The organism is Burkholderia vietnamiensis LMG 10929 (assembly GCF_000959445.1).
In the GTDB taxonomy this organism is placed as follows: Bacteria; Pseudomonadota; Gammaproteobacteria; order Burkholderiales; family Burkholderiaceae; genus Burkholderia; species Burkholderia vietnamiensis.
Genome location: NZ_CP009631.1, coordinates 1118841 through 1145831 on the forward strand (window position 1 = coordinate 1118841; position 26991 = coordinate 1145831).

The following is a 26991-nucleotide window of genomic DNA, read 5'->3' on the forward strand; positions in this document are numbered from 1 at the left end:
TGGCCGGTCGGGCGGTCCGCTCTGGCGAGCTGCGCGCCGTGGGCGGCGCGGTCGTTCGGTTCGGGTGGGGCGGCGCTCAGGCCGCGTTGCCGTCGAGCGCCTTCTTGAGCAGTGCGTCGAGCTCCGCGAATTGCGGCGCGCCGACGTAGCGCTTCAGGATCTTGCCGTCCTTGTCGACGACGAAGGTCGTCGGCGTCAGCTGCACGTTGCCGAACTGCTTGGCGACGCTGCCGTCGTCCAGCGCGACCTTGAACGGCAGCTGGCGCGTCTGTGCATAGTTCGCGACGTACATCGGCGGGTCGTAGTTCATCGCGACCGCGACGAATTCGAGCCCCTGGCCCTTGAAACGGTTATAGGTATCGACCATCTGCGGCATTTCCTGCATGCAGGTGGCGCAGCTCGTCGCCCAGAAATTGACGAGGTAGACCTTGCCCTTCAGGTCGCCGCCGGTCGACACCTTTTGGCCCGACAGCAGCGTGAAGGTGGCGTCCGGCACGGTGGACTTGCCGTTGAACGCGAAGAAGCCGGCAACGGCGATGGCCGCGACGACGACGGCCGCGGCGATATAGCGGGCGCGGCCGGTGCGGCGTTGGGCGGAAGGCGTGGTGTTCATCTGGGTGCTCTCGGAGTCGGTCGATGATGCGGATCGATGCGAAGGACGGCGAAATTCGGCGATCATTCTAGCGCGAATGCGGCTGGCGCACCGGCCGCCGCTACGCGTGTCGGCCGCCGGCTTCGGCGGATAATACGCGTTTCGCCTGTCCCCATCACTGCCATGCCGAAGCACGCCGCCGATTCGTCGAGCCCCTTTTTTCGCCCGCTGCGACACTGCGCGGCGCTTGCATGCGTGAGCGTCGTGCTGGCCGCGTGCTCGCCGTCGTATGACTGGCGCACGCTGCACAACGACGCGGGTTATACGATCGACCTGCCGGCGAAGCCGACCGTCGAAAACCAGCCGGTGGCGGTGGGCGGCGCGACGATGCCCATGCGGATGCAGGCTGCGCATGTGGCCGGCGCGGTGTTCGCGGTCGGCACGCTGACGCTGCCGGACGAGCGTGAAGAGACCCGCCGTGCGGCGCTCGAATTCCTGCGCGCCGGGCTGTCGCGCAACCTCGACGGCACGCCGGCCACGGCCGCCGTGCGCGTGCCGCTCGCGGCGGGCGGCGCGGTGGACGGGCTCGAGTTGCGCATCGCCGGCGCGGCGAGCGGCGGCGACCACGCGCGCCGGACGATCGTCGCGCGGCTCGCCGCGCGCGGCCGCCACGCATACCAGGCGGTCGTGATCATGGACGGCCCGCTCGCGCAGGAACAGCTCGATCAATTTTTCGGCTCGTTCAAACTCGACTGAAGCCGACGCGCGGACACCCGCCGCGATTGAAAGTTCGTTCGCAGCTTTCGCCGCTAATCGCCGGATTTTGCGGGGATTTTCCGGCTATCCACAGCGCATGTGGATAACTTTGTTGAAAAGTTGACCGGATTGCCCGCGAAGCCGCACCGGGCGGCCTTCACGCGCATTTGGCCTTCGCCGCGCCGTTTCGTAAAATTCAATGGAAACAAAGAGATAGCGACGAGTGATGACACGGTTGCCGGCGCTGCCCGTGGCCCGGCTGGATTCGCGAAATTGTGCATAAGTCAAGTCTTGACAGCGCAATTTTGTGATCGGGCCGCGCTCACAGCGCGGTGAGCGCGCGCCGGTAGCGGATCGCCTCGGCGATCTGCGCGGCCGTCGGGGACGGATCGCCGGCCAGATCGGCGATCGTGCGGGCGACCTTCAGCACGCGGAAATACGCGCGCGCCGACCAGCCGAAGCGCTCGCCGGCCTCGCGCAGCAGCCGCTCGCCGTCGTTGGTCGGGCGGCACAGGTCGTCGGTCTCGCGGCCGCTCAGCATGTGGTTCGTCTTGCCCTGCCGCGCCAGTTGCACGGCGCGCGCCCGCGCGACGCGCTCGGCGACCACGGCGCTCGGCTCGCCGGGCGCCGACGCGCGCGCCGCGAGTTCGGCCACCGACAGCGCGGGCACGTCGATCTGGATGTCGATGCGATCGAGCAGCGGCCCGGACAGCTTGCGCAGATAGCGCGTCGCGACGTCCGGTGCGCAGCGGCAGCGTCCGGAAGGATCGCCGTGCCAGCCGCACGGGCAGGGGTTCATCGCGGCGATCAGCTGACAGGCGGCGGGAAAATCGGCTTGCTGCGCAGCGCGCGAGATCGTGATGCGGCCGCCTTCGAGCGGCTCGCGCAGCATTTCCAGCACGTGCCGGTCGAATTCGGGCAGCTCGTCGAGAAACAGCACGCCCAGATGGGCCAGCGTGATCTCGCCCGGTTGCGGCGGGTTGCGGCCGCCGACCAGCGCGGCGGCGCTCGACGAGTGGTGCGGCGAGCGGAACGGCCGCCGCCGCCAGTGCGCGGGCGAGAAGCCGAGGCGGCTCGCCGACAGCAGCGCGGCGGAGGTCAGCGCCTCGTCGTCGGTCAGTGGGGGCAGCAGGCCGGGCAGCCGCGCTGCCAGCATCGACTTGCCGGCGCCGGGCGGACCGATCATCAGCATGTGGTGGCCGCCCGCGGCGGCCACTTCGAGCGCGCGTCGTGCGCCCCGCTGGCCGACGACGTCGGCGAGATCAGGCGCGGCCGGTGCCGGCAAGCCGTCGACGCACGGCGCCGCGACCGGCACGAGTCGCGCGTCGGGCGCACCGGAGAGGTGCGCGCAGAGCGTGGGCAGGTCGGGGGCGCCGTACACGATGACGCCCGGTACGAGCGCAGCCTCGGCGGCGCTGTCGAACGGTAGGTAGAGCTCCGGCGCTCGCGCGTGGGGTTCGGGTGCGATATTGGCGGCGGAGTTTGAGTCGGAGCCTGAGCAGGCGCCTGTGCCGAAGCCGGCACCGGAGCCGGAGCCAGAGCCGGAGCCAGAGCCAGAGCCAGAGCCAGAGCCAGAGCCAGAGCCAGAGCCAGAGCCAGAGCCAGAGCCAGAGCCGAAACCATCGCGGGTTGCGTCGGCGCGTCCGTCGCGCGCCGTGCCGCAGGCCATCGCGAACGCGCCGCGCATCGGCCGCAGCGCGCCCGTCAGCGACAGCTCACCGGCGAATTCGCGGCCAGCCAGCGCGTCGACCGGGATCTGGCCGTTGGCCGCGAGAATGCCGAGCGCGATGGGCAGGTCGAAGCGGCCGGATTCTTTCGGCAGGTCGGCCGGTGCGAGATTGACGGTGATGCGCCTGACCGGGAAGTCGAATCCGCAGTTCTGCAGCGCGGCGCGCACGCGCTCGCGGCTTTCGCGGACTTCGACGTCGGGCAGGCCGACGATCGAGAACGACGGCAACCCGTTGGCAAGATGGACTTCGACGGTGACGTCCGGCGCGCGGCCGGCCGCCGGCGCGCGACTGCGCACCACGGCGAGCGACATGGCGAGGCTCCTGTGTATGAATCGGACGGCTACGGGCGTGCGAGGCCGCCTGCCTTCGGAAATCGGAGAGTCAGGGCGTGCGTGCCGGCGTGGCGCGGAAAAAAACGATGAACTGCGAAGAACGAAGGACGGCGAAGAGCGAGGGACAGCGAAGAGCGAAGGACAGCGAAGAGCGAAGGACAGCGAAGAGCGAAGGACAGCGAAGAGCGAAGGACAGCGAAGAGCGAAGGACAGCGAAGAGCGAAGGACAGCGAAGAACGACGAACAGCGAAGATCTAAGGCCAGCAGAACCCGACGAACAGCATAGGACAGCGAACAGCAGGCAGTGCAAACCTCCCCGGACCGCTCGCCGGTGCTACCGGCGCGGGCGAGCGCCACGCGAAGCGGCCCGCGCCCGGCCGGTCAGCCGGTGCGGCGCGTCAGTCCTGCGACGCCGCGAGCCTCGACTCGAGTTCCGCGACGCGCTTCTCGAGCTCCTCGAGACGCACGCGGGTGCGGGCGAGCACCTGCGCCTGGGTGTCGAATTCCTCGCGCGTGACGAGATCGAGCTTCGAGAAGCCTTGCGTCAGCATCGCCTTCACGTTGCGCTCGACATCCTTGGCCGGCGAGTTTTTCAGCAGGTCGCCGACGCGCGACTGCAGATCGTTGAAAACATCGCTGGGTTGTTTCATGTGATTCCCCTTCGTTGCACAAAAAGTGTGCATCTTCAGTTGCGTACGTGCCCATGATGCACGCATGACCGGAAATGGTGCGCCGGCGGCGCGAATTCCGGGCATGGCGCCCGCATGGGTGAATGGCCCGGTAAACCGGGACGTGCGTGCACTCTAGCAACGATCCTTTCGGTGCGCCAGCAAACCGCGCCACGTTGGCCATTCGGCCGGGCTCGCGGACCTTTCAACGGCTGGTGCGACCCCGCTCCGGAGCCGTTCGAACCGGCGGTCGCGCAAACATGGCATGCGAGTTGCTGAGGAGAGAACCGTTACAACATTCCAAACCAATTCGACGGGACAACCCAGCGAGAGGACTTTCATGAAACTCATTACCGCAATCATCAAGCCGTTCAAGCTCGATGAGACGCGCGAGGCGCTCTCCGCGCTTGGCGTCTCCGGCATCACGGTGACGGAGGTGAAAGGGTTCGGGCGCCAGAAGGGGCACACCGAGCTGTACCGCGGCGCGGAGTACGTCGTCGATTTCCTGCCGAAGATGAAGATCGAGGCCGCGGTGTCCGACGATCTGGTCGACCAGGCCGTCGAGGCGATCGAGCGGGCCGCACGCACCGGCAAGATCGGCGACGGGAAGATCTTCGTCACGCCGATCGAGCAGGTGATCCGGATCCGGACCGGGGAGACAGGCGCTGACGCGCTGTAACAGACAAAGACAAGCGACAAGAGGAAACCCGAGATGCGCAAACTTCTGATGTCCCTGCTGATGGCAGGCTCGCTGATCGCGGCCGGTGTCGGCCCCGCGCTTGCTGACGATGCGGCCTCCGCCGCCGCTGCGTCCGCGCCTGCCGCCACGGCTTCCGACGCGTCGGCCGCCGCCGCGCCGGCCGCTTCTGCTCCGGCCGCCACGGACGCCTCGGCGCCCGCCGCCGCCACCGCACCCGCTTCGGGCGCTGCCGACGCATCGGCTGCCGCCGCCGCGTCCGCGCCCGCCGCCCCGGCAGCGCCGACCGCACCGTTCTCCGTCGATTCGTCGAAGATCAGCGCCGGCGACACCGCGTGGATGCTCACCTCCTCCGCGCTCGTGCTGTTCATGACGATCCCCGGCCTCGCGCTGTTCTACGCGGGCATGGTCCGCAAGAAGAACGTGCTCGCGACCGTGATGCAGAGCTTCGCGATCACCGCGCTGATCACGGTGCTGTGGACGGTGGTGGGCTACAGCCTCGCGTTCACGCCGGGCAACGGCTTCATCGGCGGCCTGTCGCGCGTGTTCCTGCACGGGATGAACTACATCAAGGGCGACAAGGCGACCACGCTGACCGTCAGCCATCTGGCCACGACGATCCCCGAGTCGGTCTACTTCGTCTATCAGATGACGTTCGCGATCATCACGCCGGCGCTGATCTGCGGCGCGTTCGCCGACCGGATGAAGTTCTCCGCGATGCTGGTGTTCATGGCGCTCTGGTCGCTGATCGTCTATGTGCCGATCGCGCACATGGTGTGGGAGCCGACCGGCTGGCTGTCGGCAGACGGCGTGCTCGACTTCGCGGGCGGCACGGTGGTGCACATCAACGCCGGTATCGCAGGCCTGATCTCGTGCCTGGTGCTCGGCAAGCGCGTCGGCTACGGCCGCGAATCGATGGCGCCGCACAACCTGGTGCTGACGATGATCGGCGGCTCGATGCTGTGGGTCGGCTGGTTCGGTTTCAACGCGGGTTCGGCGGTCGCGGCTGACGGCCGTGCCGGCTTCGCGATGCTGACGACGCAAGTCGCGACGGCATGTGCGGCGCTCGGCTGGATGTTCGCGGAGTGGGTCGCGAAGGGCAAGCCGTCGGTGCTCGGCATCGTGTCGGGCGCGGTCGCGGGTCTGGTGGCGATCACGCCGGCAGCCGGCTTCGTCGGCGTGACGGGCGCACTGGTGATCGGCATCGCGGCCGGCGTCGTGTGCTTCTGGTCGGCCACGTGGCTCAAGTCGAAGCTCGGCTACGACGATTCGCTCGACGCATTCGGCGTACACGGCGTGGGCGGGATCCTCGGCGCACTGCTGACCGGCGTGTTCGCGGTCAAGGACATCGGCGGCGCGGACGGCAGCCTGCTGCTGCAGGCGAAGGGCGTGCTGATCACGCTGGTCTACAGCGGCGTGCTGAGCTTCGTGCTGCTGAAGCTGATCGACATGACGATCGGCCTGCGCGTGACCGAAGAGGAAGAGCGCGAAGGTCTGGACGTGATCCTGCACGGCGAACACGTCGAGTAAGTCGTACGATTCACGGCGGGCCGCCACGCATGCGGCGCCCGCCCCGAATGAGCGCAGCGACTTCAGCCCGCCCACCCGGCGGGCTTTTTTTCTCCTGTCGTGCGCTGCCGTAGCGCATAACCCTGCAGACTATCGGGTCAATAGCCGAAATCTCCCCTCCAAATCCTTGTGAAGCCGGGAACAATCCCCAAATGGGCAAGGCAATTGCTCTACAATCTTCATTCTCCCGCTCGCGAGTGATTCATGGTTCCCCACCTGGTTACTGCGTTGAATGGTCCGCTGCTCGAGCTCGAGCAGAAGATCCTCGACGCGACGCCTGCAATCGAACGCTGGTTCAGGCTCGAATGGCAGGAACACACGCCGCCGTTCTATTGTTCGGTGGACCTGCGCAACGCCGGCTTCAAGCTGGCGCCCGTCGACGCGAACCTGTTCCCCGGCGCATTCAACAACCTGCCGTCCGAAGTGCTGCCGCTCGCCGTCCAGGCCGCGATGGCCGCGATCGAGAAGATCTGCCCGGACGCCAAGAATCTGCTCGTGATCCCCGAGTTGCCGACCCGCAACGCGTTCTACCTCGAGAACGTCGCGCGGCTCGCGACGATCATGCGTCAGGCCGGCCTGAACGTGCGCTTCGGCTCGCTCGATCCGAGCATCACCGACATGACGCCGATCACGCTGGCCGACGGCCAGAAGATCGTGCTCGAGCCGCTCGAGCGCTCGCAGCGCCGCCTCGGCCTGAAGAATTTCGATCCGTGCTCGATCCTGTTGAACAACGACCTGTCGGCCGGGATTCCGTCCGTGCTGGAGAACCTGCACGAGCAGTATCTGCTGCCGCCGCTGCACGCCGGCTGGGCCGTGCGCCGCAAGTCGACGCACTTCTCGTGCTACGACGACGTCGCGAAGAAGTTCGCGAAGATGGTCGGCGTCGATCCGTGGATGGTGAACCCGTACTTCGCGCACGTCGAAGGCGTCGATTGGCAGGCGCATGAAGGCGAGCAGGCGCTCGCCGACGCGATCGACAGCGTGCTGAAGAAGATCGCGCGCAAGTACCGCGAATACGGGATCAGCGAAAAGCCGTACGTCGTCGTGAAGGCCGATGCGGGCACCGCCGGACGCGGCGTGATGACGGTGCACGACGCGGCCGAGATCGGCCGCATGTCGAAGGCCGAGCGCGCGCAGATGGCCGAGTCGAAGGCCGGCCTCGCGGTGCGCGACGTGATCGTGCAGGAAGGCGTCTATACGTTCGAGCGCGTCGGCGACGAAGTCGCCGAGCCGGTCGTGTACATGATCGACCGCTATGTGGTCGGCGGCTTCTACCGCACCCACGGCGGCCGCGAGCGCGACCAGAACCTGAACGCGCCGGGCATGCATTACGTGCCGCTCGGCTTCGAGCACACCGCGCTGCCGGATGCCGGCGCGAAGCCGGGCGCCGCGCCGCCGAACCGCTTCTACATGTACGGCGTCGTTGCACGGCTGGCGCTGATCGCATCGTCGATCGAACTCGAAAAGACCGATCCCGAAGCCATCCAGGTGTAACGGCTTCGCTACGTACAGGACCCGCATGGACATTCTCTTTATCGCCGACCCGCTCGATCGCTTCAAGATCTACAAGGACTCGACCTACGCGATGATGGCGGAGGCCGCGCGCCGCGGGCATGCGATCTACACGTGTCAGCCGCACCAGCTCGCGTGGACGGGCTCGGGCGTCGAGGCCGACGTGCAGCGCGTGACGATCGTCGGCGACACGGCCGACCTGCATCGCCATCCGTGGTACGAGGCGGCCGCGCACGAGTCGCGCCAGCTGACGTCGTTCGGCGCGGTGCTGATGCGCAAGGATCCACCGTTCGACATGGAGTACGTGACGGCCACCTGGATGCTCGAGCTCGCCGAACGGGCGGGCGCGCACGTGTTCAACAAGCCGCAGTCGATCCGCGATCATTCGGAGAAGCTCGCGATCGGCGAGTTTCCGCAATTCGTCGCGCCGACCCTCGTCACGCGCGACGCGGCGCGTCTGCGTGCGTTTCATGCCGAACACGGCGACGTGATCGTGAAGCCGCTCGACGGCATGGGCGGAATGGGCGTGTTCCGCGTGAAGGCCGACGGGATGAACCTCGGCGCGATCATCGAGATGCTCGGCCATGACGGCACGCGCTCGCTGATGATTCAGAAGTTCATTCCGGAGATCAAGGCCGGCGACAAGCGCATCCTGTTGATCGCGGGCGAGCCGGTGCCGTATTCGCTCGCGCGGATTCCGCAGGGCAGCGAGGTGCGCGGCAATCTCGCGGCCGGCGGGCTCGGCGTCGCGCAGCCGCTGACGCCGCGCGATCGCGAGATCGCCGAGATGCTCGGCCCGGTGCTCGCCGCGCGCGGGCTGCTGCTGGTCGGGCTCGACGCGATCGGCGACTGGCTGACCGAGGTGAACGTGACGAGCCCGACGTGCTTTCGCGAGATCATGGAGCAGACCGGCTTCGACGTCGCCGCGATGTTCATCGACGCGCTGGAGCGGGCGGCCGCGTAGCCCGCTTTCGCGCGCAATCCCGGCGGCGGCCGCGCAGGTCCACCGCTGCCGGAGCGGTTCGACCGCTGCCGGAGCGGTTCGACCGGCCTGCTACAATGCCCGCCTGCCCGGTGCCGCGACCAGCGCGCCGACGGCCCGGCGGTCGGGCCGAAACCGTTGCAAGGCTGAACATGACACGTTTTCCCCACTCGCTATGCTCGTTGCCCCGCCACGGGGCGGAGGCAGTCTGACATGGCCGGGATCCTGATCATCGCGCATGCGCCGCTCGCCACCGCGTTGCGCGACTGCATCGCCCATATCTACGGCGGCGTGCCCGCACGCATCGGCTGCATCGACGTACTCGCCGACAGCGACCCCGCCCAGGTGATGGCGTTCGCGCATGCCGAGCTCGCACGGCTGCGGGAAGAAAACGGCGTCGTCGTGCTCACCGACATGTACGGTGCGACGCCCGCGAACATCGCCGGGCAGCTCGCGAAGCTCGAGAACGTGCGCGTGCTGGCCGGCGTGAATCTGCCGATGCTCGTGCGCGCCGTCTGCTACCGTTCCGTGCCGCTCGACAAGCTCGTCGACAAGGCGCTGTCCGGCGGCGCGAAGGGCGTCCACGAAGTGGCGGCCGGCACGCCGCCGCCGCCGTCCGAAGCCGGCTGCGGGCAGTGCGCGCCGATTCCGCCCGAGCCGCAGCCGCGCACGGAATCGCACTGACGCCCCGTATTCACGTTTTAGACTGACCCGCCGACGGCACGTCGCCGGCGGCCTCGACCGACCCGACCGAGAATCATGCTTCAACAAGAAACCACCATCGTCAACAAATTGGGGCTGCATGCGCGCGCATCGGCCAAGCTCACGCAACTGGCCGGCAACTTCCAGTCGGAAGTCTGGATGACGCGCAATGGGCGCAAGATCAATGCGAAGAGCATCATGGGTGTGATGATGCTGGCGGCCGGCATCGGCAGCACGGTCACGATCGAGACCGAAGGTCCGGACGAGCGCGAAGCGATGGACGCGCTGCTGAAGCTGATCGCCGACAAGTTCGGCGAGGGTCAGTGAGCGTCGCGGGATCGTTGCCGTTTCCGAGCAGAATGCCGCGTTTCCCGCGGCATTTTTTTCGCGCGCGGCATTGATGCGGAAGGTGCAATGCTGCACTGCTCGCAGCCAGCGGGCAGGCGCGGAATTTATAATCGCTGACCGGGGTCATAAGCGCATCGCAGCAGTGTGCCGCGGCTTTTCATGTACAGAGGAGGTGCGCGTGTCCTTCACGCTGCATGGCATTCCCGTCTCACGTGGTATCGCGATCGGGCGAGCGTATCTGATCGCGCCGGCGGCGCTCGACGTCGCCCATTACCTGATCGACACGAGCCAGATCGATGCCGAGGTCGAGCGTTTTCGCGCGGCGCGCGAGGGTGTGCATCGCGAGCTCGAGGCGCTGCGTGCCGACCTGACCGACGACACGCCGACCGAAGTCGGCGCATTCATCGACGTCCACGCGATGATCCTCAGCGATGCGATGCTCGTGCAGGAGACCATCGACCTGGTCCGCACGCGACGCTACAACGTCGAATGGGCGCTGACCGAGCAGCTCGAGCTGCTCACGCGTCACTTCGACGACATCGAGGACGAATACCTGCGCGAGCGCAAGGCCGACATCGAGCAGGTCGTCGAGCGGGTGCTGAAGGCGCTGGCCGGCGCGCCGTCGGCGTCGCAGGCGCTCGACCGTGCCGCCGCGCAAGGCCAGAACGAGATGATCGTGGTCGCGCACGACATCGCGCCGGCCGACATGATGCAGTTCAAGTCGCAGTCGTTCCAGGCCTTCGTCACCGATCTCGGCGGCCGCACGTCGCACACGGCGATCGTCGCGCGCAGCCTCGGCATTCCGGCCGCGGTCGGCGTCCAGCATGCGAGCGCGCTGATCCGCCAGGACGACCTGATCATCGTGGACGGCGACCAGGGGATCGTCATCGTCGATCCGGCGCCGATCGTCCTCGAGGAATATTCGTACCGGCAATCGGAGAAACTGCTCGAGCAGCGCAAGCTGCAGCGGCTGAAGTTCTCGCCGACGCAAACGCTGTGCGGCACCAAGATCGACCTGTACGCGAACATCGAGCTGCCCGACGACGCGAAGGCGGCCGTCGAGGCAGGCGCCGTTGGCGTCGGCCTGTTCCGCTCCGAGTTCCTGTTCATGCATCAGAAGCAGATGCCGGAGGAGGAGGAGCAGTTCGCCGCGTACAAGCGCGCCGTCGAATGGATGAAGGGCATGCCGGTGACGATCCGCACGATCGACGTCGGCGCGGACAAGCCGCTCGAGGCGCTCGACGAAGGCTACGAGACGGCGCCGAACCCGGCGCTCGGGCTGCGCGCGATCCGCTGGAGCCTGTCCGAACCGCAGATGTTCCTCACGCAACTGCGCGCGATCCTGCGCGCGTCCGCGTTCGGGCAGGTGAAGATCCTGATCCCGATGCTGGCCCACGCGCAGGAGATCGACCAGACGCTCGACCTGATCCGCGAGGCGAAGCGCCAGCTCGACGATGCGGGGCTCGCGTACGATCCGAACGTGCGCGTCGGCGCGATGATCGAGATTCCGGCCGCGGCGATCGCGCTGCCGCTGTTCCTGAAGCGCTTCGACTTCCTGTCGATCGGCACGAACGACCTGATCCAGTACACGCTCGCGATCGATCGCGCGGACAACGCGGTCGCGCACCTGTACGACCCGCTCCATCCGGCGGTGCTGCATCTGATCGCCTATACGCTGCGCGAGGCGAAGCGCGCGGGCGTGGCGGTGTCGGTATGCGGGGAAATGGCCGGCGATCCGGCGCTGACGCGTCTGTTGCTCGGCATGGGGCTCACGGAATTCTCGATGCACCCCAGCCAGTTGCTGGTGGTCAAGCAGGAGATCCTGCGGGCGCATCTGAAGGCGCTCGAGAAGCCGACGGCCGACGTGCTGGCCGCGTTCGAGCCGGAGGAAGTGCAGGCGGCGCTCCAGCGCCTGGCGGTCGCCGAGCCGCGCGCGGACGCGGCGGCTTAGGCCGCGGGCCGCCACGCCTGCAATGGCGGCGCGACGTCATGCAGGCGCCCGCGGGCGCATGCATGACGCAATCAGTGCCGGCCGCCGCATACCGGGCAGTCGGCCTGTCGCGCGATCTTCATCGTGGTCCATTCCATCCGCAGCGAATCGAGCATCATCAGCCGGCCGTTGAGCGTCGTGCCGAACGCGCCGATCACGCGCAGCGCCTCGGCGGCCTGCATCGCGCCGATGATCCCGACCGTCGGCGCGAACACGCCCATCGTCGCGCACGCGACTTCCTCGAACGGCTGGTCTTCCGGAAACACGCACGCATAGCACGGCGCGGCCGCGTCGCGGAAGTCGAACGTGCTGATCTGGCCGTCGAAGCGCAACGCGGCGCCCGACACGAGCGGCACGCCGTGCGCGACGCACGCGCGGTTGATCGCATGGCGCGTCGCGAAATTGTCGGTGCAGTCGAGCACGACGCTCGCACGCGGCACATGTTCGTCGAGCCATGCATCGTCGGCGCGCAGCGCGGCCGCATGCACCGTCACTTCCGGGTTCAGCTGCGCGAGCGCGTCGCGGCCCGACTCGACCTTGCTGCGGCCGACCGACGCCGTCGCGTGCAGGATCTGCCGCTGCAGGTTAGTGAGATCGACGGTGTCGGCATCGGCCAGCGTGATCGTGCCGACGCCGGACGCCGCGAGATACATCGCGGCCGGCGAGCCCAGGCCGCCCGCGCCGACGATGAGCGCATGCGCGTCGAGAAAGCGCTGCTGCGCGTCGATGCCGATTTCGTCGACGAGGATGTGGCGGGAATAGCGAAGGAGTTGATCGTCGTTCATGGAGTGTCGGGCGCCGCATGCCGGCGGCGGCGCGCTTGCCTTGGCGTCTGTCTGCGTATTCTAGGCGCACATGAAAAACGGGCCATCGCGGTCTTCCCGCGATGGCCCGTCGGATGCCGGCCGAGGCTTACTGCGGCGCGGACGCCGGCTTCGGTGCGGCTGCCTTTGCGCCCGACGCCTTCGCGGCGGACGCGGCCTTGCCGGCCGGGCTCTTGGTCGTGCTTTCGGCGAGCAGCGACTTCGATTCCTGCACCGGCTTGCCTTCGAGCTTGTTCAATGCCTGCTGCATCATGAAGTCGTCGGCGCTGCCGAACTCGATCGGCTTGCGATCGCGATCCTTCTGGCGTTGCTCCGGCGTCTTCTTGTCGTTCTGCTCTTCGAGCAGGCGCAGCTGATCCATCCGGCGCTGCTCGCGCTCTTCCTGTTCCTTCTTCTCGTTCGGATCCTGCGTGTTCGCGAGGTGGTTCGTGTAGTCGACCTCGCGCGTCACGAGCACGTCGTCCGGATCGCCGTCCGCGTACTGATCGACCGGCACGTCGGGCGTGATGCCCTTGTTCTGGATCGAGCGGCCGCTCGGCGTGTAGTAGTAGGCAGTCGTCAGGCGCAGCGCCGTGTCGGCCGTCATCGGGCGCACCGTCTGCACCGAGCCCTTGCCGAACGTCGTCTTGCCCATGATCTGCGCGCGCTTCGAATCCTGCAGCGCGCCGGCGACGATTTCCGACGCGGACGCCGAATACGCGTTGGTCAGCACGACCATCGGCACGGTCTTGAAGATCGGCGGCAGATTCTTCAGCGGATCGCCGTCGAACGAGGGCAGACGGTAGTTGTCGTAGGTGTCGCGGTAGACCTGCTTCGAATCCGGGATCTGGCCGTTGGTCGACACGACGACGGAATCCGGCGGCAGGAACGCGCCGGCGACGCCGACCGCGCTCTGCAGCAGGCCGCCGCCGTTGTTGCGCAGATCGAGAATCAGGCCCTTCAGGTTCGGCTGCTGACGCGCGATGTCCTGCAGCTTCGCGGCGAGGTCGGGCGTCGTGCGTTCCTGGAAGCTCGTGATCCGGATGTAGGCGTAGCCCGGGTCGAGCATCTTCATCTTGACGCTCTGGACCTTGATGATCGCGCGCGTGACCGTGACCGGGAACGTGCGGTCGTCGCTCTTGCGGAAGATCGTCAGCGTGACCTTGGTGCCCGGCTCGCCGCGCATCTGCTTGACGGCCTTGTCGAGCGTCATGCCGCGCACCGGCTTGTCGTTGATGCGGGTGATCAGGTCGCCCGGACGGATGCCGGCGCGGAACGCGGGCGTGTCCTCGATCGGCGAGATCACCTTGACGAGGCCGTCTTCCTGCGAGATCTCGATGCCGAGGCCGGCGAAGCGGCCCTTGGTCTGCTCCTGCAGTTCGTCGTAGTCGGTCTTGTCGAGGAACGACGAGTGCGGATCGAGGCTCGACACCATGCCCTTGATCGCCGCCGTCAGCAGCTTCTTGTCGTCGACCGGCTCGACGTACTCGCGCTTGATCTGGCCGAACACTTCCGCGAACAGACGGAGTTGGTCGAGGGGAAGCGGCGCCGTGGCCGTCTGCTCGGCCGACGCCGAAATCTGCAGCGTGGCGAATACGCCCGTGGCGAGGCCCGCGGCAATCAGGCCGATGTTCTTCAATTTCATTCGCATAGAGAGTCTGGTGCGGTCGGGAAGCGCGTGGCGGTAGCGGGGATGTAGCGGACAAGTATAACTGTTCGTCCGATTACTCAGTGCAACGGTGCGAAACCGGTGCAAAACCGGTGCCAAGCGGCTCCGGCGCCGCACCGCCGCACGCGCGGCGGTGTTCGAAAGCCGCTTCGACAGCGCCGGGGCGGCAAAGGTTCGCGTCGCCCGCCGGGCAGGCCGCGCGCAGCGCGGGCCGCCCGGCGCGACGGGCGTCAGCCCGCCTTGCCTTGCTTCGCGACGGCGGCCTGCGCCTTCGCGATCGCGTCCTGGTCGCCCAGGTAGTAATGCTGGATCGGCTTGAGGTTCTCGTCGAGTTCATAGACGAGCGGCACGCCGTTCGGGATGTTCAGGCCGACGATGTCGCTGTCCGAGATGCCGTCGAGGTACTTGATCAGCGCGCGCAGCGAGTTGCCGTGCGCGGCGATCAGCACCTGCTTGCCGGCGCGCACGGCCGGCGCGATCGACTCGTTCCACAGCGGCAGCACGCGCGCGACCGTGTCCTTCAGGCATTCGGTGAGCGGCAGCTGCTCGCGCGGCACCTTCGCGTAGCGCGGATCGCTGAACGGCGCGCGTTCGTCGGTCGGCTCGAGCGCGGGCGGCGGCGTGTCGTAGCTGCGGCGCCAGACGAGGACCTGGTCGTCGCCGAACTTCGCGGCCGTTTCGGCCTTGTTCAGCCCCGACAGTGCGCCGTAGTGGCGCTCATTCAGGCGCCACGAGTGAACGACCGGCAGATACATCAGGTCCATCTTGTCCTGCACGTGCCACAGCGTGCGGATCGCGCGCTTGAGCACCGACGTGTACGCGATGTCGAACGTGTAGCCGGCCTCCTTGAGCAATGCGCCGGCCTGGTAGGCTTCGTTGCGGCCCTGTTCGGTCAGGTCGACGTCGACCCAGCCGGTGAAGCGGTTTTCCTTGTTCCACGTCGATTCGCCGTGGCGGATGAGAACGAGTTTGTACATGGATCTTGCGGTCGGTAGTGATAGGGAAGCGGGGCGCGTCGCGCGGCTCCCGATCGGGGTCCGCCATCGCGCAAGACGGTTATTTTATAATGGCGGGATTGTCCTTTCCCGATTTCTCTCTTTCTTCTCTTTCCGGCGGCATTCAGTGACGTTCTTTACTCAATACACGAACTTGGCCCTCATCGCGATCCTGCTGGTTTCCGGCGGCCTGCTCGCGTGGCCCGTGCTGCGTCGCGGCCGCGGCGGCCTGTCGGCTGCGGAAGCCACGCAGCTCATCAACCGCCGCAACGCGGTCGTGATCGACCTGCGCGCCGCGCCCGAATTCGCCGCCGGCCATCTGCCGTCGGCGCGCCAGATCGCCGCGGGCGAGCTCGGCGCGAAAATTGCGCAGATCGCCAAGAACAAGAGCACCCCGGTGCTGCTCGTCTGCCAGAACGGCCAGCAGTCGCAGAAGGCGGCGCGCGAGGTCGAGGCGGCAGGTTATGCCGAGGTGCACGTGCTCGAAGGCGGCGTCGCCGCGTGGCAGCAGGCCGGGATGCCGGTCGTCAAACAAGGAGTGGCGAAGTGAACAAGGTTCTGATGTACAGCACGCAGGTGTGTCCGTATTGCATGCAGGCCGAGCGTCTGCTGAAGCTGCGCGGCGTCGAGCAGATCGAAAAGGTGCTGATCGACCGCGATCCGGCCCGCCGCGAGGAGATGATGACGCGCACGGGCCGCCGCACGGTGCCGCAGATCTACATCGGCGACACCCACGTCGGCGGTTACGACGATCTGTCGAAGCTCGATCGCGAAGGCGGCCTGTTGCCGCTTCTGCAAGCGGCCTGATTAGGGCAGAATGGCCGCCGGCCGCGCCGCGGCTCTTGGCGCGCAGGATCCAACCGCGGCGGCCGGCATCGAGCCGGGCCGCCTCGTCACCACTTTTAGGGAAACACCATGTCCGACGTCGAAAACCAACCGTTCTTCAACATCCAGCGCGTCTACCTGAAGGATATGTCGCTCGAGCAGCCGAATTCGCCGGCGATTTTCCTCGAGCAGGACATGCCGTCGGTTGAAGTCGAAGTCGACGTCAAGGCGGAGCGCCTCGCGGAAAGCGTGTTCGAAGTCGTCGTGTCGGGCACCGTCACCGCGAAGGTCAAGGACAAGGTCGCGTTCCTGATCGAAGCGAAGCAAGCCGGTATTTTCGACATCCGCAACATTCCGGACGAACAGCTCGATCCGCTCGTCGGCATCGCTTGCCCGACGATCCTGTTCCCGTACCTGCGTTCGAACATCGCCGACGCGATCACGCGTGCCGGCTTCCCGCCGATTCACCTCGCGGAAATCAACTTCCAGGCGCTGTACGAGCAGCGTCTCGCGCAGCTTCAGCAGCAGGCCGGTGCGGCCGGCGCGCCGAACGGCACGACGCTGAACTGACGTTTCACTCCGGACCGGTGCTGGGTATGAAAGTAGCCGTTCTCGGCGCCGGTGCCTGGGGCACCGCGCTCGCGGGCCATCTGGCCGCGCGGCACGATACGCTTCTCTGGGCGCGCGACGCCGCGCTGATCGCCGGGCTACAGGCCCGGCACGAAAATTCCCGCTATCTGGAAGGCATCGCGCTGCCCGATGCGCTGCGCTACGACGCCGATCTCGACGCCGCGCTCGCGCACGGCGCCGCTGACGACGCGTTGTGCGTGATCGGCGCGCCGGTGGCCGGGCTGCGCACGCTGTTGCGCGCAATGCGCGACGCGCGCTGCGTACCGGCGCACGTGGTGTGGGTGTGCAAGGGCTTCGAGGCCGACACGCATCTGCTGCCGCACCAGGTGATCGCGGCCGAGCTGCCCGAGCAGCGCAGCAACGGCGTGCTGTCGGGGCCGAGCTTCGCCCGCGAGGTCGGGCTCGGGCTGCCGGTCGCGTTGACGGTCGCCAGCGCGTCGGCCGCGTGCCGCGAGCGCACGCTTGCGGCGTTCCATCACGGCGCGATGCGGATCTATACGGGCGACGACGTGGTCGGCGTCGAGGTCGGCGGCGCGGTGAAGAACGTGCTGGCGATCGCCACCGGCATCGCCGACGGCCTCGGGCTCGGGCTCAATGCGCGCGCCGCGCTGATCACGCGCGGCCTCGCCGAAATGTCGCGCCTCGGCGTGGCGCTCGGCGGCCGGGCGGAAACTTTCACGGGCCTCACGGGCCTCGGCGACCTGATCCTCACCGCGACGGGCGACCTGTCGCGCAATCGCACGGTCGGGCTGCAACTGGCGTCCGGCCGCTCGCTGGCCGACATCCTCGGCGCGCTCGGCCACGTGGCCGAAGGCGTGCGCTGCGCGCAGGCGGTGCTCGCACTCGCGCACGCGCAGGCGATCGAAATGCCGATCACCGAGGCCGTGTGCGGCGTGCTGTTCGACGGCGTCGCACCGCGCGATGCGGTGAGCGGGCTGCTGCGCCGCGACGCGCGCGCCGAATGACGCGCTGACGCGTCGGTGCGGGCGCAGCGCGCCGTTCTCGCGCCCGCGTGCCTTCGCGCAACGCGCGCGGCGCGAAAGCGCATTACGCTCGAACCGTCGCCATAGCTTTCGGGAGAGCGTCATGCTGCAGATCGGTTCCACCGCGCTCGACGCGCAACTCGTCGACATCACCACGCTCGACGTCGACGCGATCGTCAACGCCGCGAACGGCTCGTTGCTCGGCGGCGGCGGCGTCGATGGCGCGATCCATCGCGCGGCCGGCCCCGGGCTGCTGGCCGAATGCCGTACGCTCGGCGGCTGTGCGACCGGCGACGCGAAGCTCACGCGCGGGCACGGGCTGCCGGCGCGCTACGTGATTCATGCGGTCGGCCCCGTCTGGTACGGCGGTGCGCGCGGCGAGCCGGGCTGCTCGCGTCGTGCTACCGGCGCGCCATCGAACTCGCCGAAGAAGTCGCCGCGACGTCGATCGCGTTTCCGGCGATCAGTTGCGGCGTGTACCGCTATCCGGCTGAAGACGCCGTCGACATCGCGGTCGGCACGGTAATCGACATGCTGCCGCAGGCGCCGAACCTCGCACGTGTGGTGTTCGCGTGCTTTGCGCCGGACATCTACGACCTCTATCGCGCGCATCTAGCGCGGCCGCGCGCCGCCGTTCAGGCGCCGCCTTCGAAGCCGGCCTGACGCCAAGCCTCGAACACGACCACGGCCACCGTATTCGACAGGTTCAGGCTGCGGTTGCCGGGCCGCATCGGCAGGCGCACGCGCTGCTCGCCCGGAAAGCGCTCGAGAAGCTCGGCCGGCAGTCCGCGGGTTTCGGAGCCGAACACGAACCAGTCGCCCGGTACGAACGCGTGGTCGTGGAAGCGCCCCGAGCCGCGGGTCGTGAACGCGAACATCCGCGCGGGATCGGGCGACTCGGCCGCGACGAACGCGTCCCAGTCGCGGTGCACGCGCATTTCCGCGTATTCGTGATAGTCGAGGCCCGCGCGGCGCATCTTCGCGTCGTCGAGCGGGAAGCCGAGCGGCTCGATCAGATGCAGGCGCGCGCCGGTGTTCGCGCACAGGCGGATCACGTTGCCGGTGTTCGGCGGAATTTCGGGGGCGACGAGAACGACGTTGAACATGGGTTGGGTCTGGCTGGGCCGGCCGGGGCGGAGCAACGCTGCTGCTCCGCCCCGGCCGGCCGGTTCGTGGCGGCCGGCGCCGCATCCGGGCGGCCGGCCTCTTTGCTGTCCATCTAATTAATCCCTCGCGGTGCGCAGCGCAACCAGATTCGTCACGCGCACGGCGCCCGCCGCCTTCAATGCATGCGCGGCGGCCGCGAGCGTCGCGCCGGACGTCATCACGTCGTCGACCAGCGCAACGTGACGGCCGGCGAGCTCGCCCGTCACCGCGAACGCCGCGCTCACGTTGTCGCGCCGCGCGCGGCGGTCGAGCCGCGACTGCGGCGCGGTCTCGGTCACGCGTTCGAGCAGCGCCGCGTCGGCGCGCACACCGAGCTGGCGCGCCAGCGGTCGCGCGATCGCCCACGCCTGGTTGTAGCCGCGTGCGACCAGCCGCCCGCGCGCGAGCGGCACCGGCGCGATCACGTCGAAGCCGCTCGCGCGGCGCAACGTGTCGGTGTCGTCGATCCGCGAGGCGAGCCGCGCGGCGAATTCCGCACCGAGCGCGAGGCGCGCGCGAAATTTCAGCCCGCGCGCGAGCCCGTCGAGCGGTGCGCGGTAATCGGCGAGCGCGAGCGTCGCGTCGAACGGCGGCGGCGTCGCGCGGCATCCGTCGCAACGGTAGGCGGACGTCGCGTCAGCGCCACCGTGTCGGCTGCCCGGCCTGCGCATGCTTGCGCGACCGACGCCCAGCGGTAGCGCACAGACCTCGCAACGCAGCCGCGCTTCATTCCAGTACGCGGCATCGCAGGCTTCGCAAATGACGTTATGTGACAAATTGCCGCACAGCGCACACCGATTCGGCAGCGCGGCTGCAATGACGTGTGTCAACAGCATGCGAGCATGCGACAAAACGACGCGCGTGACGCGCGCCGACGAACGGCCGTCCATCGCCAACACTCCGCAGGTGCCCGCTCGCTGAAGGCCGCGAGGCGAGCGAGTATACTTCGGGCTCTTCGCCAGTGTGCCCGACATGTCCCCAGCTTCGACTCCAACCGGCCGTCCGGCCAATGACGCCCGGCGTTTGCGGCGAATCTTCGATCGTCGCGCGGCCGCATTCGACGCCGTTGCGTTCCTGCCGCGCGAGATCGCGCAGCGGATGAACGAGCGGCTCGAATACATCAAGGTGAGCCCCGCGGCCGTGCTCGATGCGGGCTGCGGCCCGGGCGACGACCTGCCGGCGTTGCGCGCGCGCTTTCCCGAAGCGCCGGTGTTCGGCGTCGACCTGTCGGGCGCGATGCTGGCGCGCGCGGGCCAGCGCGAAGTCGAGCAGACCAGCTGGCGCCGCTGGCTGCCCGCCTCGCTCGGCCGCGCGCTGGGCCAGCGCGGCGCGCGCGTCGCACAGGCCGACTTCTCGGTGCTGCCGTTCGCGGCCGGCGCATTCGACCTGATCTGGTCGAATCTCGCGCTGCACTGGCATTCGCGTCCCGATACCGTGTTTCCCGAATGGCAGCGCGTGCTGCGCGTCAACGGCCTGCTGATGTTCAGCACGCTCGGCCCCGATACGCTGCGCGAGCTGCGCGCGGCCTGCGCGGACGCCGAAGCGGCGCTCGGCATCGCGCCGCCCGTCGCGCGCGTGATCGATTTCGTCGACATGCACGACCTTGGCGACATGCTCGTCGAGAGCGGCTTCGAGATCCCCGTGATGGACCAGGAAGTGCTCACCGTTACATATAAGACGCCCGATTCGCTGCTGGCCGACGTACGTCGCTGGGGCGCGTATCCGTTCGAGCGCGTCGCGCCGCAGCGCGCGACGCGGCGCTTTCGCGCGGCGCTCTGCGAGGCGCTGGAAGCGCGCCGCCGCGCGGACGGCACGATCGCGCTGACGTTCGAGGTGATCTACGGCCACGCGTGGAAAGCCGTGCCGCGCACGACCGCGGACGGACACGGGATCGTGCGCGTCGAGGATATCGGCAAGGGGCGTCCGAAGAATCGGTGAAGCGGTAAAGAGCGGTTTTGTTATGTCAGAAATTAGCGGCGCGAAGCGCGGTCGAAGTGATCCGAAAAACGGCCAGGAGGCTTGTGGCGCTTGGCTCGCGGGCCGATAGTCGCTTGCTTGTGGATGCCATTGAACGCGCCTATAATGCGTCAGCTTGTCGCCCCGGGGTCCCCGCAATACGGTGCGACGAGTCCGATGCAGGCATGCATCGCATGCCATTCGCGTGAGGCGGCGATGGAAGCAGCGAGTGTTTTGGCGGAGTCGACGAACGGCGAACCGGTCATCGCAGACTGGCTCATGAAACGCAACTGTTCGGTATCGCCGCGGCAGTTCGTGCTGTTTTACGTGTCGCTCGCGGGCTTCTCGCTGGTGATCGCGGCATTGCTGATGTGGCGGGGAGCGTGGCTCGTCATGCCCTTCACCGGGATCGAATTGCTGGCGGTAGGCGTCGCGTTCGCGATCTATGCGCGCCATGCAGTCGATTACGAGCGTATCAGGCTGTTTCCGCACCGGCTCGTGATCGAGCGGATGGATGCGGAGCGGTTCACGCAGATCGAATTCAACCCGCGCTGGGTGCGGGTCGAGCCGGGTGCGACGCCACGCGATCCGATTCGACTGGTATCGCGCGGGCAGACCGTCGTAATCGGGCAGCATCTCGCGCAGTACAAGCGTGCGCAGTTCGCCGACGAACTGCGCGTGTCGCTCAGGCGCTGCGGCTGACGAGGCGCAGGCACCGGCCCAGGGCCGGAGGCTTGCGACGGGGGAGGGTTTGAATGGAAATTTTGGGTAAGGATGCTATGAAAACAATCAAGCGAGCCCTCACGGGCGTGCTGGCATGCAGCGGTCTGCTCTTTGCCGGCGCTGCTCTGGCGGTCGGTGATAGCCCGGGCGGCCCCCGCGTCAACGAGATCAACTTTCAGCCGCCGGTCACGAAGATCGCCGAGGAGCTCTACGATCTCCACACGATGATGCTGATCCTCTGTACGGTGATCTTCGTCGGCGTGTTCGGCGTGATGTTCTATTCGATCTTCGCGCACCGCAAATCCAAAGGCCACAAGGCCGCCAATTTCCATGAAAGCACGACCGTCGAAATCATCTGGACGATCGTGCCGTTCATCATCGTCGTGCTGATGGCGCTGCCGGCCACGAAGGCCGTCGTCGCGATGAAGGACACCACCAACGCCGATCTCACCATCAAGGTCACCGGCTATCAGTGGAAGTGGGGCTACGACTACGTGAAGGGCCCGGGCGAGGGCATCAGCTTCCTGTCGACGCTCAGCACGCCGCGTGACGAAGTGATGGGCAAGAAGCCGATCACCGAAACCTATCTGCAGGAAGTCGACAACCCGCTCGTCGTGCCGGTCAACAAGAAGATCCGGATCATCACGACCGCGAACGACGTCGTCCACTCGTGGTACGTGCCCGCGTTCGGCGTGAAGCAGGATGCGATCCCCGGCTTCGTGCGCGATACGTGGTTCAAGGCCGACAAGGTCGGCACGTTCCGCGGCTTCTGTACCGAACTGTGCGGCAAGGAACACGCGTTCATGCCGGTCGTCGTCGAAGTGCTGTCGGACGAAGACTACGCGAAGTGGGTCAGCGCGCAGAAGGGCAAGCTCGCGAACGCAGCGGTCGATCCGAACAAGGTCTACACGATGGCCGAACTCGTCGCGCACGGCGAGGAAGTCTACAAGGCGAACTGCGCGGCCTGCCACCAGGTGAACGGCAAGGGCCTCGGCGCGTTTCCCGCGATGGACGGCAGCGCGATCGTGAACGGCCCGATCGCCGGCCACGTCGAGCGCGTGCTGCACGGCAAGGGCGCGATGCCGTCGTGGGCGTCGCTGTCGGACCTCGACATCGCATCGGTCATCACCTACGAACGCAATTCGTGGGGCAACCACAAGAACGACCTGCTGCAACCGAAGCAGGTAGCCGACGCACGCAACGGCAAGATGCCGGAAGACGCAGCAGGCGCGGCCGCACCGGCCGACGCGGCATCGGCGCCGGCGCAAGCCGCGTCGGGCGCGGCAGAGCAGCCGGCCGCAGCGGCGGCAGTGTCCACGGTCTACTTCGAAACGGGCAAGAGCGTGCTGCCGGCCGACGCGAAGGCGGCGATCGCCGCCGCGGCCGACTATGCGAAGGCGCATCCGGACGCGAAGCTCGCGCTGTCGGGCTTCACCGACAAGTCGGGCTCGGCCGACGCCAATGCGGAGCTCGCGAAGCGCCGCGCGCAAGCCGTGCGCGATGCGCTGAAGGCTGCAGGCGTGGCGGAAGACCACATTGTTCTCAAGAAGCCGGAAACGATCACGGGCGGCGCCGACGCGAAGGAAGCGCGGCGCGTCGAGATCGGGCCGGCGGCTTGACGTGTCGCTGAGTTAGTCGACGTATTCGCATTAGGAGATTCTCATGTCTAGCATCGGGCACGACGTAGCCGCGGGCCACGCGCACGACGACCACGCGCACGAAACACCGCACGGCTGGCGCCGCTGGCTGTTCGCCACCAACCACAAGGACATCGGTACGCTGTACCTGCTGTTCTCGTTCATCATGTTCCTGTCGGGCGGCGTGATGGCGCTCGCGATCCGGGCCGAGCTGTTCGAGCCGGGCCTGCAGATCATGCGTCCGGAGTTCTTCAACGAACTCACGACGATGCACGGGCTGATCATGGTGTTCGGCGCGATCATGCCGGCGTTCGTCGGCTTCGCTAACTGGATGATTCCGCTGCAGATCGGCGCATCCGACATGGCGTTCGCGCGGATGAACAACTTCAGCTTCTGGCTGCTGCCGGTCGCGGCCGTGCTGCTGGTCGGTTCGTTCTTCGCGCCGGGCGGCGCGACGGCCGCCGGCTGGACGCTGTACGCACCGCTGTCGACGCAGATGGGCCCGGGCATGGACTTCGCGATCTTCGCGGTCCACATCATGGGCGCGTCGTCGATCATGGGCGGCATCAACATCGTCGTGACGATCCTGAACATGCGCGCACCGGGCATGACGCTGATGAAGATGCCGATGTTCGCATGGACCTGGCTGATCACCGCGTACCTGCTGATCGCCGTGATGCCGGTTCTCGCGGGCGCGATCACGATGGTGCTGTTCGATCGCCACTTCGGCACGTCGTTCTTCAACGCGGCAGGCGGCGGCGACCCGGTGATGTACCAGCACATCTTCTGGTTCTTCGGCCACCCCGAGGTGTACATCATGATTCTGCCGGCGTTCGGGATCGTGTCGCAGGTGATCCCGGCGTTCGCGCGCAAGACGCTGTTCGGCTACAGCTCGATGGTGTACGCGACCGCGTCGATCGCGATCCTGTCGTTCATGGTCTGGGCGCACCACATGTTCGCCACGGGCATGCCGGTCACCGGTCAGCTGTTCTTCATGTACGCGACGATGCTGATCGCGGTGCCGACGGGCGTGAAGGTGTTCAACTGGCTCGCGACGATGTGGCGCGGCTCGATGACGTTCGAAACGCCGATGATGTTCGCGATCGGCTTCCTGTTCGTGTTCACGTTCGGCGGCCTGACGGGCCTGATGCTGGCGATGGCGCCGCTCGACATCCAGTACCACGGCACTTACTTCGTGGTCGCGCACTTCCACTACGTGCTGGTGGCCGGTTCCCTGTTCGCGCTGTTCGCGGGCTGGTACTACTGGTCGCCGAAGTGGACGGGCTGGATGTACAACGAGACGCGCGGCAAGATCCACTTCTGGTCGTCGATGATCTTCTTCAACCTGACGTTCTTCCCGATGCACTTCGTCGGCCTCGCGGGCATGCCGCGTCGCTATGCGGACTACCCGGCGCAGTTCACCGACTTCAACCAGATCGCGACGATCGGTGCATTCGGTTTCGGCCTCGCGCAGGTGTACTTCCTGTTCGCGGTCGCGCTGCCGGCCTACCGTGGCGGCGGCGACCTCGAAAAGGCGTCGGACAAGCCGTGGGACGGCGCGACGGGCCTCGAATGGACGGTGCCGAGCCCGGCTCCGTTCCACACGTTCGAGCAACCGCCGCACGTGGAATAAGTTACGCCGTGCGTTCCGCCGCTGCCTGCCGTGCAGGCAGGCAGCGGCGGACGCCGGACCGAAGTTTCAGCGCAGTTTCAGCGAAGTTCCAGATGAACCGGAATCCACAAGAAAGACGAACGCCCGAGCAGATTCGCGCGGGCAACAAGCGGCTCGGCCTCATCCTGCTCGTCATCGCCGCCGTTTTCTTTGTGGGTGTCGTGATCAAGCAGTGGTGGCTGTCCACTCACTGATGCAGCAACTGACGCAGTAGCGAGGAAGTAGTCGTATGTCGAAGCCGGAAGAAGGCGCCGTCGATCGGGCGTTCAATCGTTCGATGCTGGTGAAGCTCTTCGTCGTCGCCGCACTGATGTTCGGCTTCGGCTTCGCGCTGATTCCGATGTATCGCGCGATTTGCCAGATCACCGGCATCAACAATCTGGTGCAGCGCGATGTCAGCGCACGCGAGGCGAAGAGCTCGCAGGTCGACTACGGCCGCACGGTGTCGGTGGAGTTCGATGCGAATGCGCGCGGCCCGCTCGGTTTCAAGCCGGAGCACAACAGCCTCGACGTGCATCCGGGCGAGCTGACGACGATCGTCTACGACGTGACCAACGGGCAGGCCCGGTCGGTGGTGGCGCAGGCGATTCCGAGCTACGCGCCGAAGCAGGCGACGGAGTTCTTCAAGAAGATCGAGTGTTTTTGCTTCACGCAGCAGACGCTGGCCGCGAACGAGTCGCGCAAGATGCCGGTGGTGTTCGTGATCGATCCGAAACTGCCGAAGGACGTGAAGACGATCACGCTGTCGTACACGTTCTTCGAGCTCAATACGCCGGCCGCGCCGGCGCCGGCGCCGCGCAAGAGCGCGGAGCAGGGCGCGGCGAAACCGGCCGCATGACCACGGAGACGGGGCGATGACGGAGACCAAGCGGAGCGGGACGTTCGGCCAGGCGGTACGGGCGGTGTTGTGGTCGTTCTTCGGGGTGCGCAAGCGGCGCGATCTCGAAGCCGATGCGACGCAGCTCAATCCGTTGCACGTGCTGATCGTCGCGTTGATCGCGGCCGGCATGTTCATCGGCGTGCTGATCCTGATCGTGCGTGCGGTCGTGGGCTGACGCCCGCGGCGACGAAAGAATGCAGTGCGTGGCGCCCCGGGCGCCGCGTACGGGAAAGAGTGGCGGCCGTCGCGCCGCGCCAGAAATAAGACCGGAGCGGTTTCCGGTACACAAATTGGACTGAAGTGGAGAATCAAGCATGAGCGGTCAAAACCAGACCCCGTACTATTTCGTGCCGCATCCGTCGCAGCATCCGATCAGCGCGGCCGTCGGCCTGCTGGTCATGCTTGGGTCGGTGGCGCTGTGGCTCAACGGTCACGACTGGGCGCCGTTTACGGCGCTGCTCGGGCTGCTGTGGCTGCTCTTCACGCTGTATCACTGGTTCGGCGACGCGATTTCCGAGTCGGAAGGCGGTCATTACGGCAAGAACGTCGACAAGTCGTACCGCTGGAGCATGAGCTGGTTCATCTTCTCCGAAGTGATGTTCTTCGGCGCATTCTTCGGCGCGCTGTTCTACGCCCGTGAAATCGCGCTGCACCAGCTCGGCAGCCTCGACTACAAGCTGATCTGGCCGGACTTCTCCGCCGTGTGGCCGAACGAAGGGCCGGGCGCGCTCGCCGGTCACTTCAAGACGATGGGGCCGTGGCCGATCCCGACGCTGAACACCGCGCTGCTGCTGTCGTCGGGCGTCACGCTGACGATCTCGCACCATGCGCTGCGCGACGATCACCGCAAGAAGGCGATCGCATGGCTCGCCGCGACGCTCGTGTTCGGTGTCTGCTTCCTGTTCCTGCAGGGCTTCGAGTACTACCACGCGTACAACGAACTGAACCTCACGCTGAATTCGGGAGTCTATGGCTCGACGTTCTTCCTGCTGACGGGCTTCCACGGTTTCCACGTGTTCCTCGGCGGCACGATGCTCGCGGTGGTGCTGGTGCGGATGATCCGCGGCCACTTCAAGCCGGATCACCATTTCGCATTCGAAGGCGCCGCGTGGTACTGGCACTTCGTCGACGTCGTCTGGCTCGGCCTGTACGTCGTCGTCTACTGGCTGTAAATGGAACGACGGCCCGCGCAGC

At 67.1% G+C, this 26991-nt stretch carries 28 protein-coding genes and 1 pseudogene; 21 read left to right on the forward strand and 8 right to left on the reverse strand.

The annotated features are described in order from the left end of the window. Window positions 1-76: 76 nt before the first annotated feature. Entirely contained in the window at window positions 77-613 is a 537-nt protein-coding gene (locus AK36_RS15075) for a peroxiredoxin family protein (RefSeq protein ID WP_011886124.1), read from the reverse strand. Between the two features lie 162 nt (window positions 614-775). Here AK36_RS15075 and AK36_RS15080 point away from each other — a divergent pair, with 162 nt between their 5' ends. Further along, the gene (locus AK36_RS15080) at window positions 776-1348 is read left to right on the forward strand and encodes a hypothetical protein (protein ID WP_014723708.1); all 573 of its coding nucleotides are present in this window, start codon (window positions 776-778) and stop codon (window positions 1346-1348) included. 322 nt (window positions 1349-1670) lie between these two features. Here AK36_RS15080 and AK36_RS15085 read toward each other — a convergent pair whose 3' ends face one another. Next, window positions 1671-3389 carry a YifB family Mg chelatase-like AAA ATPase gene (locus AK36_RS15085; RefSeq protein WP_045578755.1) on the reverse strand — a complete coding sequence of 573 codons (1719 nt, stop codon included), beginning with the start codon at window positions 3387-3389 and terminating at the stop codon, window positions 1671-1673. Between the two features lie 419 nt (window positions 3390-3808). Next, on the reverse strand, window positions 3809-4060 hold the full coding sequence (locus AK36_RS15090; protein WP_011886121.1) for an accessory factor UbiK family protein: 252 nt from the start codon (window positions 4058-4060) through the stop codon (window positions 3809-3811). Window positions 4061-4418: 358 nt separating this feature from the next. Between AK36_RS15090 and AK36_RS15095 the strand changes: the two genes are divergently transcribed. The 7 genes from AK36_RS15095 (at window position 4419) to ptsP (ending at window position 11839) form a co-directional block, all read left to right on the forward strand. Continuing rightward, window positions 4419-4757, forward strand: a complete 339-nt coding sequence (locus tag AK36_RS15095; protein ID WP_006398175.1) for a P-II family nitrogen regulator — start codon at window positions 4419-4421, stop codon at window positions 4755-4757. 33 nt (window positions 4758-4790) lie between these two features. Then, the gene (locus tag AK36_RS15100; RefSeq protein WP_014723706.1) at window positions 4791-6305 is read left to right on the forward strand and encodes an ammonium transporter; all 1515 of its coding nucleotides are present in this window, start codon (window positions 4791-4793) and stop codon (window positions 6303-6305) included. A 243-nt stretch (window positions 6306-6548) separates the two neighbouring features. Continuing rightward, on the forward strand, window positions 6549-7838 hold the full coding sequence (gene gshA, locus AK36_RS15105; RefSeq protein ID WP_011886119.1) for a glutamate--cysteine ligase: 1290 nt from the start codon (window positions 6549-6551) through the stop codon (window positions 7836-7838). Between the two features lie 25 nt (window positions 7839-7863). Next, window positions 7864-8820, forward strand: a complete 957-nt coding sequence (gene gshB / locus AK36_RS15110) for a glutathione synthase (RefSeq protein ID WP_045578756.1) — start codon at window positions 7864-7866, stop codon at window positions 8818-8820. Window positions 8821-9051: 231 nt separating this feature from the next. Continuing rightward, window positions 9052-9522, forward strand: coding sequence for a PTS sugar transporter subunit IIA (locus tag AK36_RS15115; protein WP_011886117.1), 471 nt, complete (start codon window positions 9052-9054; stop codon window positions 9520-9522). A 75-nt stretch (window positions 9523-9597) separates the two neighbouring features. Beyond that, window positions 9598-9867: an HPr family phosphocarrier protein gene (locus tag AK36_RS15120; protein WP_006477716.1), complete on the forward strand. Its 270-nt coding sequence runs from the start codon at window positions 9598-9600 to the stop codon at window positions 9865-9867. Between the two features lie 199 nt (window positions 9868-10066). Next, window positions 10067-11839: a phosphoenolpyruvate--protein phosphotransferase gene (gene ptsP, locus AK36_RS15125; protein WP_014723702.1), complete on the forward strand. Its 1773-nt coding sequence runs from the start codon at window positions 10067-10069 to the stop codon at window positions 11837-11839. 71 nt (window positions 11840-11910) lie between these two features. Here ptsP and AK36_RS15130 read toward each other — a convergent pair whose 3' ends face one another. The 3 genes from AK36_RS15130 to gpmA form a co-directional block, all read right to left on the reverse strand. Then, window positions 11911-12663 carry a HesA/MoeB/ThiF family protein gene (locus AK36_RS15130; RefSeq protein WP_011886115.1) on the reverse strand — a complete coding sequence of 251 codons (753 nt, stop codon included), beginning with the start codon at window positions 12661-12663 and terminating at the stop codon, window positions 11911-11913. Window positions 12664-12790: 127 nt separating this feature from the next. Continuing rightward, a complete protein-coding gene (locus AK36_RS15135; RefSeq protein WP_011886114.1) occupies window positions 12791-14332 on the reverse strand; it encodes a S41 family peptidase in 1542 nt (513 codons plus the stop codon). Window positions 14333-14580: 248 nt separating this feature from the next. Continuing rightward, window positions 14581-15327: a 2,3-diphosphoglycerate-dependent phosphoglycerate mutase gene (gene gpmA, locus AK36_RS15140; RefSeq protein ID WP_011886113.1), complete on the reverse strand. Its 747-nt coding sequence runs from the start codon at window positions 15325-15327 to the stop codon at window positions 14581-14583. 145 nt (window positions 15328-15472) lie between these two features. Between gpmA and AK36_RS15145 the strand changes: the two genes are divergently transcribed. From AK36_RS15145 to AK36_RS15165, 5 genes and pseudogenes are all read left to right on the forward strand, one after another. Next, complete coding sequence (locus tag AK36_RS15145) at window positions 15473-15895, forward strand: rhodanese-like domain-containing protein (protein ID WP_011886112.1); 423 nt, start codon at window positions 15473-15475, stop codon at window positions 15893-15895. Further along, entirely contained in the window at window positions 15892-16152 is a 261-nt protein-coding gene (grxC, locus tag AK36_RS15150) for a glutaredoxin 3 (protein WP_011886111.1), read from the forward strand. Before AK36_RS15145 ends, grxC begins: the two co-directional genes overlap by 4 nt. A 108-nt stretch (window positions 16153-16260) precedes the next feature. Continuing rightward, a complete protein-coding gene (gene secB, locus AK36_RS15155) occupies window positions 16261-16740 on the forward strand; it encodes a protein-export chaperone SecB (RefSeq protein WP_011658008.1) in 480 nt (159 codons plus the stop codon). A 26-nt stretch (window positions 16741-16766) separates the two neighbouring features. Further along, the gene (locus AK36_RS15160; RefSeq protein WP_034192543.1) at window positions 16767-17765 is read left to right on the forward strand and encodes an NAD(P)H-dependent glycerol-3-phosphate dehydrogenase; all 999 of its coding nucleotides are present in this window, start codon (window positions 16767-16769) and stop codon (window positions 17763-17765) included. A 121-nt stretch (window positions 17766-17886) separates the two neighbouring features. Next, window positions 17887-18446 (forward strand): annotated as a pseudogene (locus AK36_RS15165) (O-acetyl-ADP-ribose deacetylase). Here AK36_RS15165 and trmL read toward each other — a convergent pair. After that, window positions 18419-18889 (reverse strand): tRNA (uridine(34)/cytosine(34)/5-carboxymethylaminomethyluridine(34)-2'-O)-methyltransferase TrmL, encoded by a 471-nt coding sequence (gene trmL, locus AK36_RS15170; protein WP_014723697.1) that lies wholly within the window; start codon window positions 18887-18889, stop codon window positions 18419-18421. The pseudogene AK36_RS15165 and the gene trmL sit on opposite strands and share 28 nt — an antisense overlap. 117 nt (window positions 18890-19006) lie before the next feature. After that, window positions 19007-19819 carry a ComF family protein gene (locus AK36_RS15175; RefSeq protein ID WP_045578757.1) on the reverse strand — a complete coding sequence of 271 codons (813 nt, stop codon included), beginning with the start codon at window positions 19817-19819 and terminating at the stop codon, window positions 19007-19009. Window positions 19820-19901: 82 nt separating this feature from the next. Between AK36_RS15175 and AK36_RS15180 the strand changes: the two genes are divergently transcribed. The 8 genes from AK36_RS15180 to AK36_RS15215 all read left to right on the forward strand — a co-directional run bounded on the left by AK36_RS15180 (window position 19902) and on the right by AK36_RS15215 (window position 26969). Beyond that, entirely contained in the window at window positions 19902-20867 is a 966-nt protein-coding gene (locus AK36_RS15180) for a methyltransferase domain-containing protein (RefSeq protein ID WP_045578758.1), read from the forward strand. Between the two features lie 195 nt (window positions 20868-21062). Continuing rightward, complete coding sequence (locus AK36_RS15185) at window positions 21063-21587, forward strand: DUF2244 domain-containing protein (protein WP_045578759.1); 525 nt, start codon at window positions 21063-21065, stop codon at window positions 21585-21587. 53 nt (window positions 21588-21640) lie between these two features. Then, window positions 21641-23227 (forward strand): cytochrome c oxidase subunit II, encoded by a 1587-nt coding sequence (gene coxB, locus AK36_RS15190; protein ID WP_011886104.1) that lies wholly within the window; start codon window positions 21641-21643, stop codon window positions 23225-23227. Window positions 23228-23270: 43 nt separating this feature from the next. Then, window positions 23271-24878, forward strand: a complete 1608-nt coding sequence (gene ctaD / locus AK36_RS15195) for a cytochrome c oxidase subunit I (protein ID WP_011886103.1) — start codon at window positions 23271-23273, stop codon at window positions 24876-24878. Between the two features lie 92 nt (window positions 24879-24970). Next, window positions 24971-25111 carry a cytochrome oxidase small assembly protein gene (locus AK36_RS33975; protein WP_006760728.1) on the forward strand — a complete coding sequence of 47 codons (141 nt, stop codon included), beginning with the start codon at window positions 24971-24973 and terminating at the stop codon, window positions 25109-25111. Between the two features lie 35 nt (window positions 25112-25146). Continuing rightward, entirely contained in the window at window positions 25147-25755 is a 609-nt protein-coding gene (locus AK36_RS15205; protein WP_011886102.1) for a cytochrome c oxidase assembly protein, read from the forward strand. 16 nt (window positions 25756-25771) lie between these two features. Beyond that, entirely contained in the window at window positions 25772-25972 is a 201-nt protein-coding gene (locus AK36_RS15210) for a DUF2970 domain-containing protein (RefSeq protein WP_011886101.1), read from the forward strand. 139 nt (window positions 25973-26111) lie between these two features. After that, window positions 26112-26969 carry a cytochrome c oxidase subunit 3 gene (locus tag AK36_RS15215; RefSeq protein WP_011886100.1) on the forward strand — a complete coding sequence of 286 codons (858 nt, stop codon included), beginning with the start codon at window positions 26112-26114 and terminating at the stop codon, window positions 26967-26969. Window positions 26970-26991 lie beyond the last annotated feature (22 nt).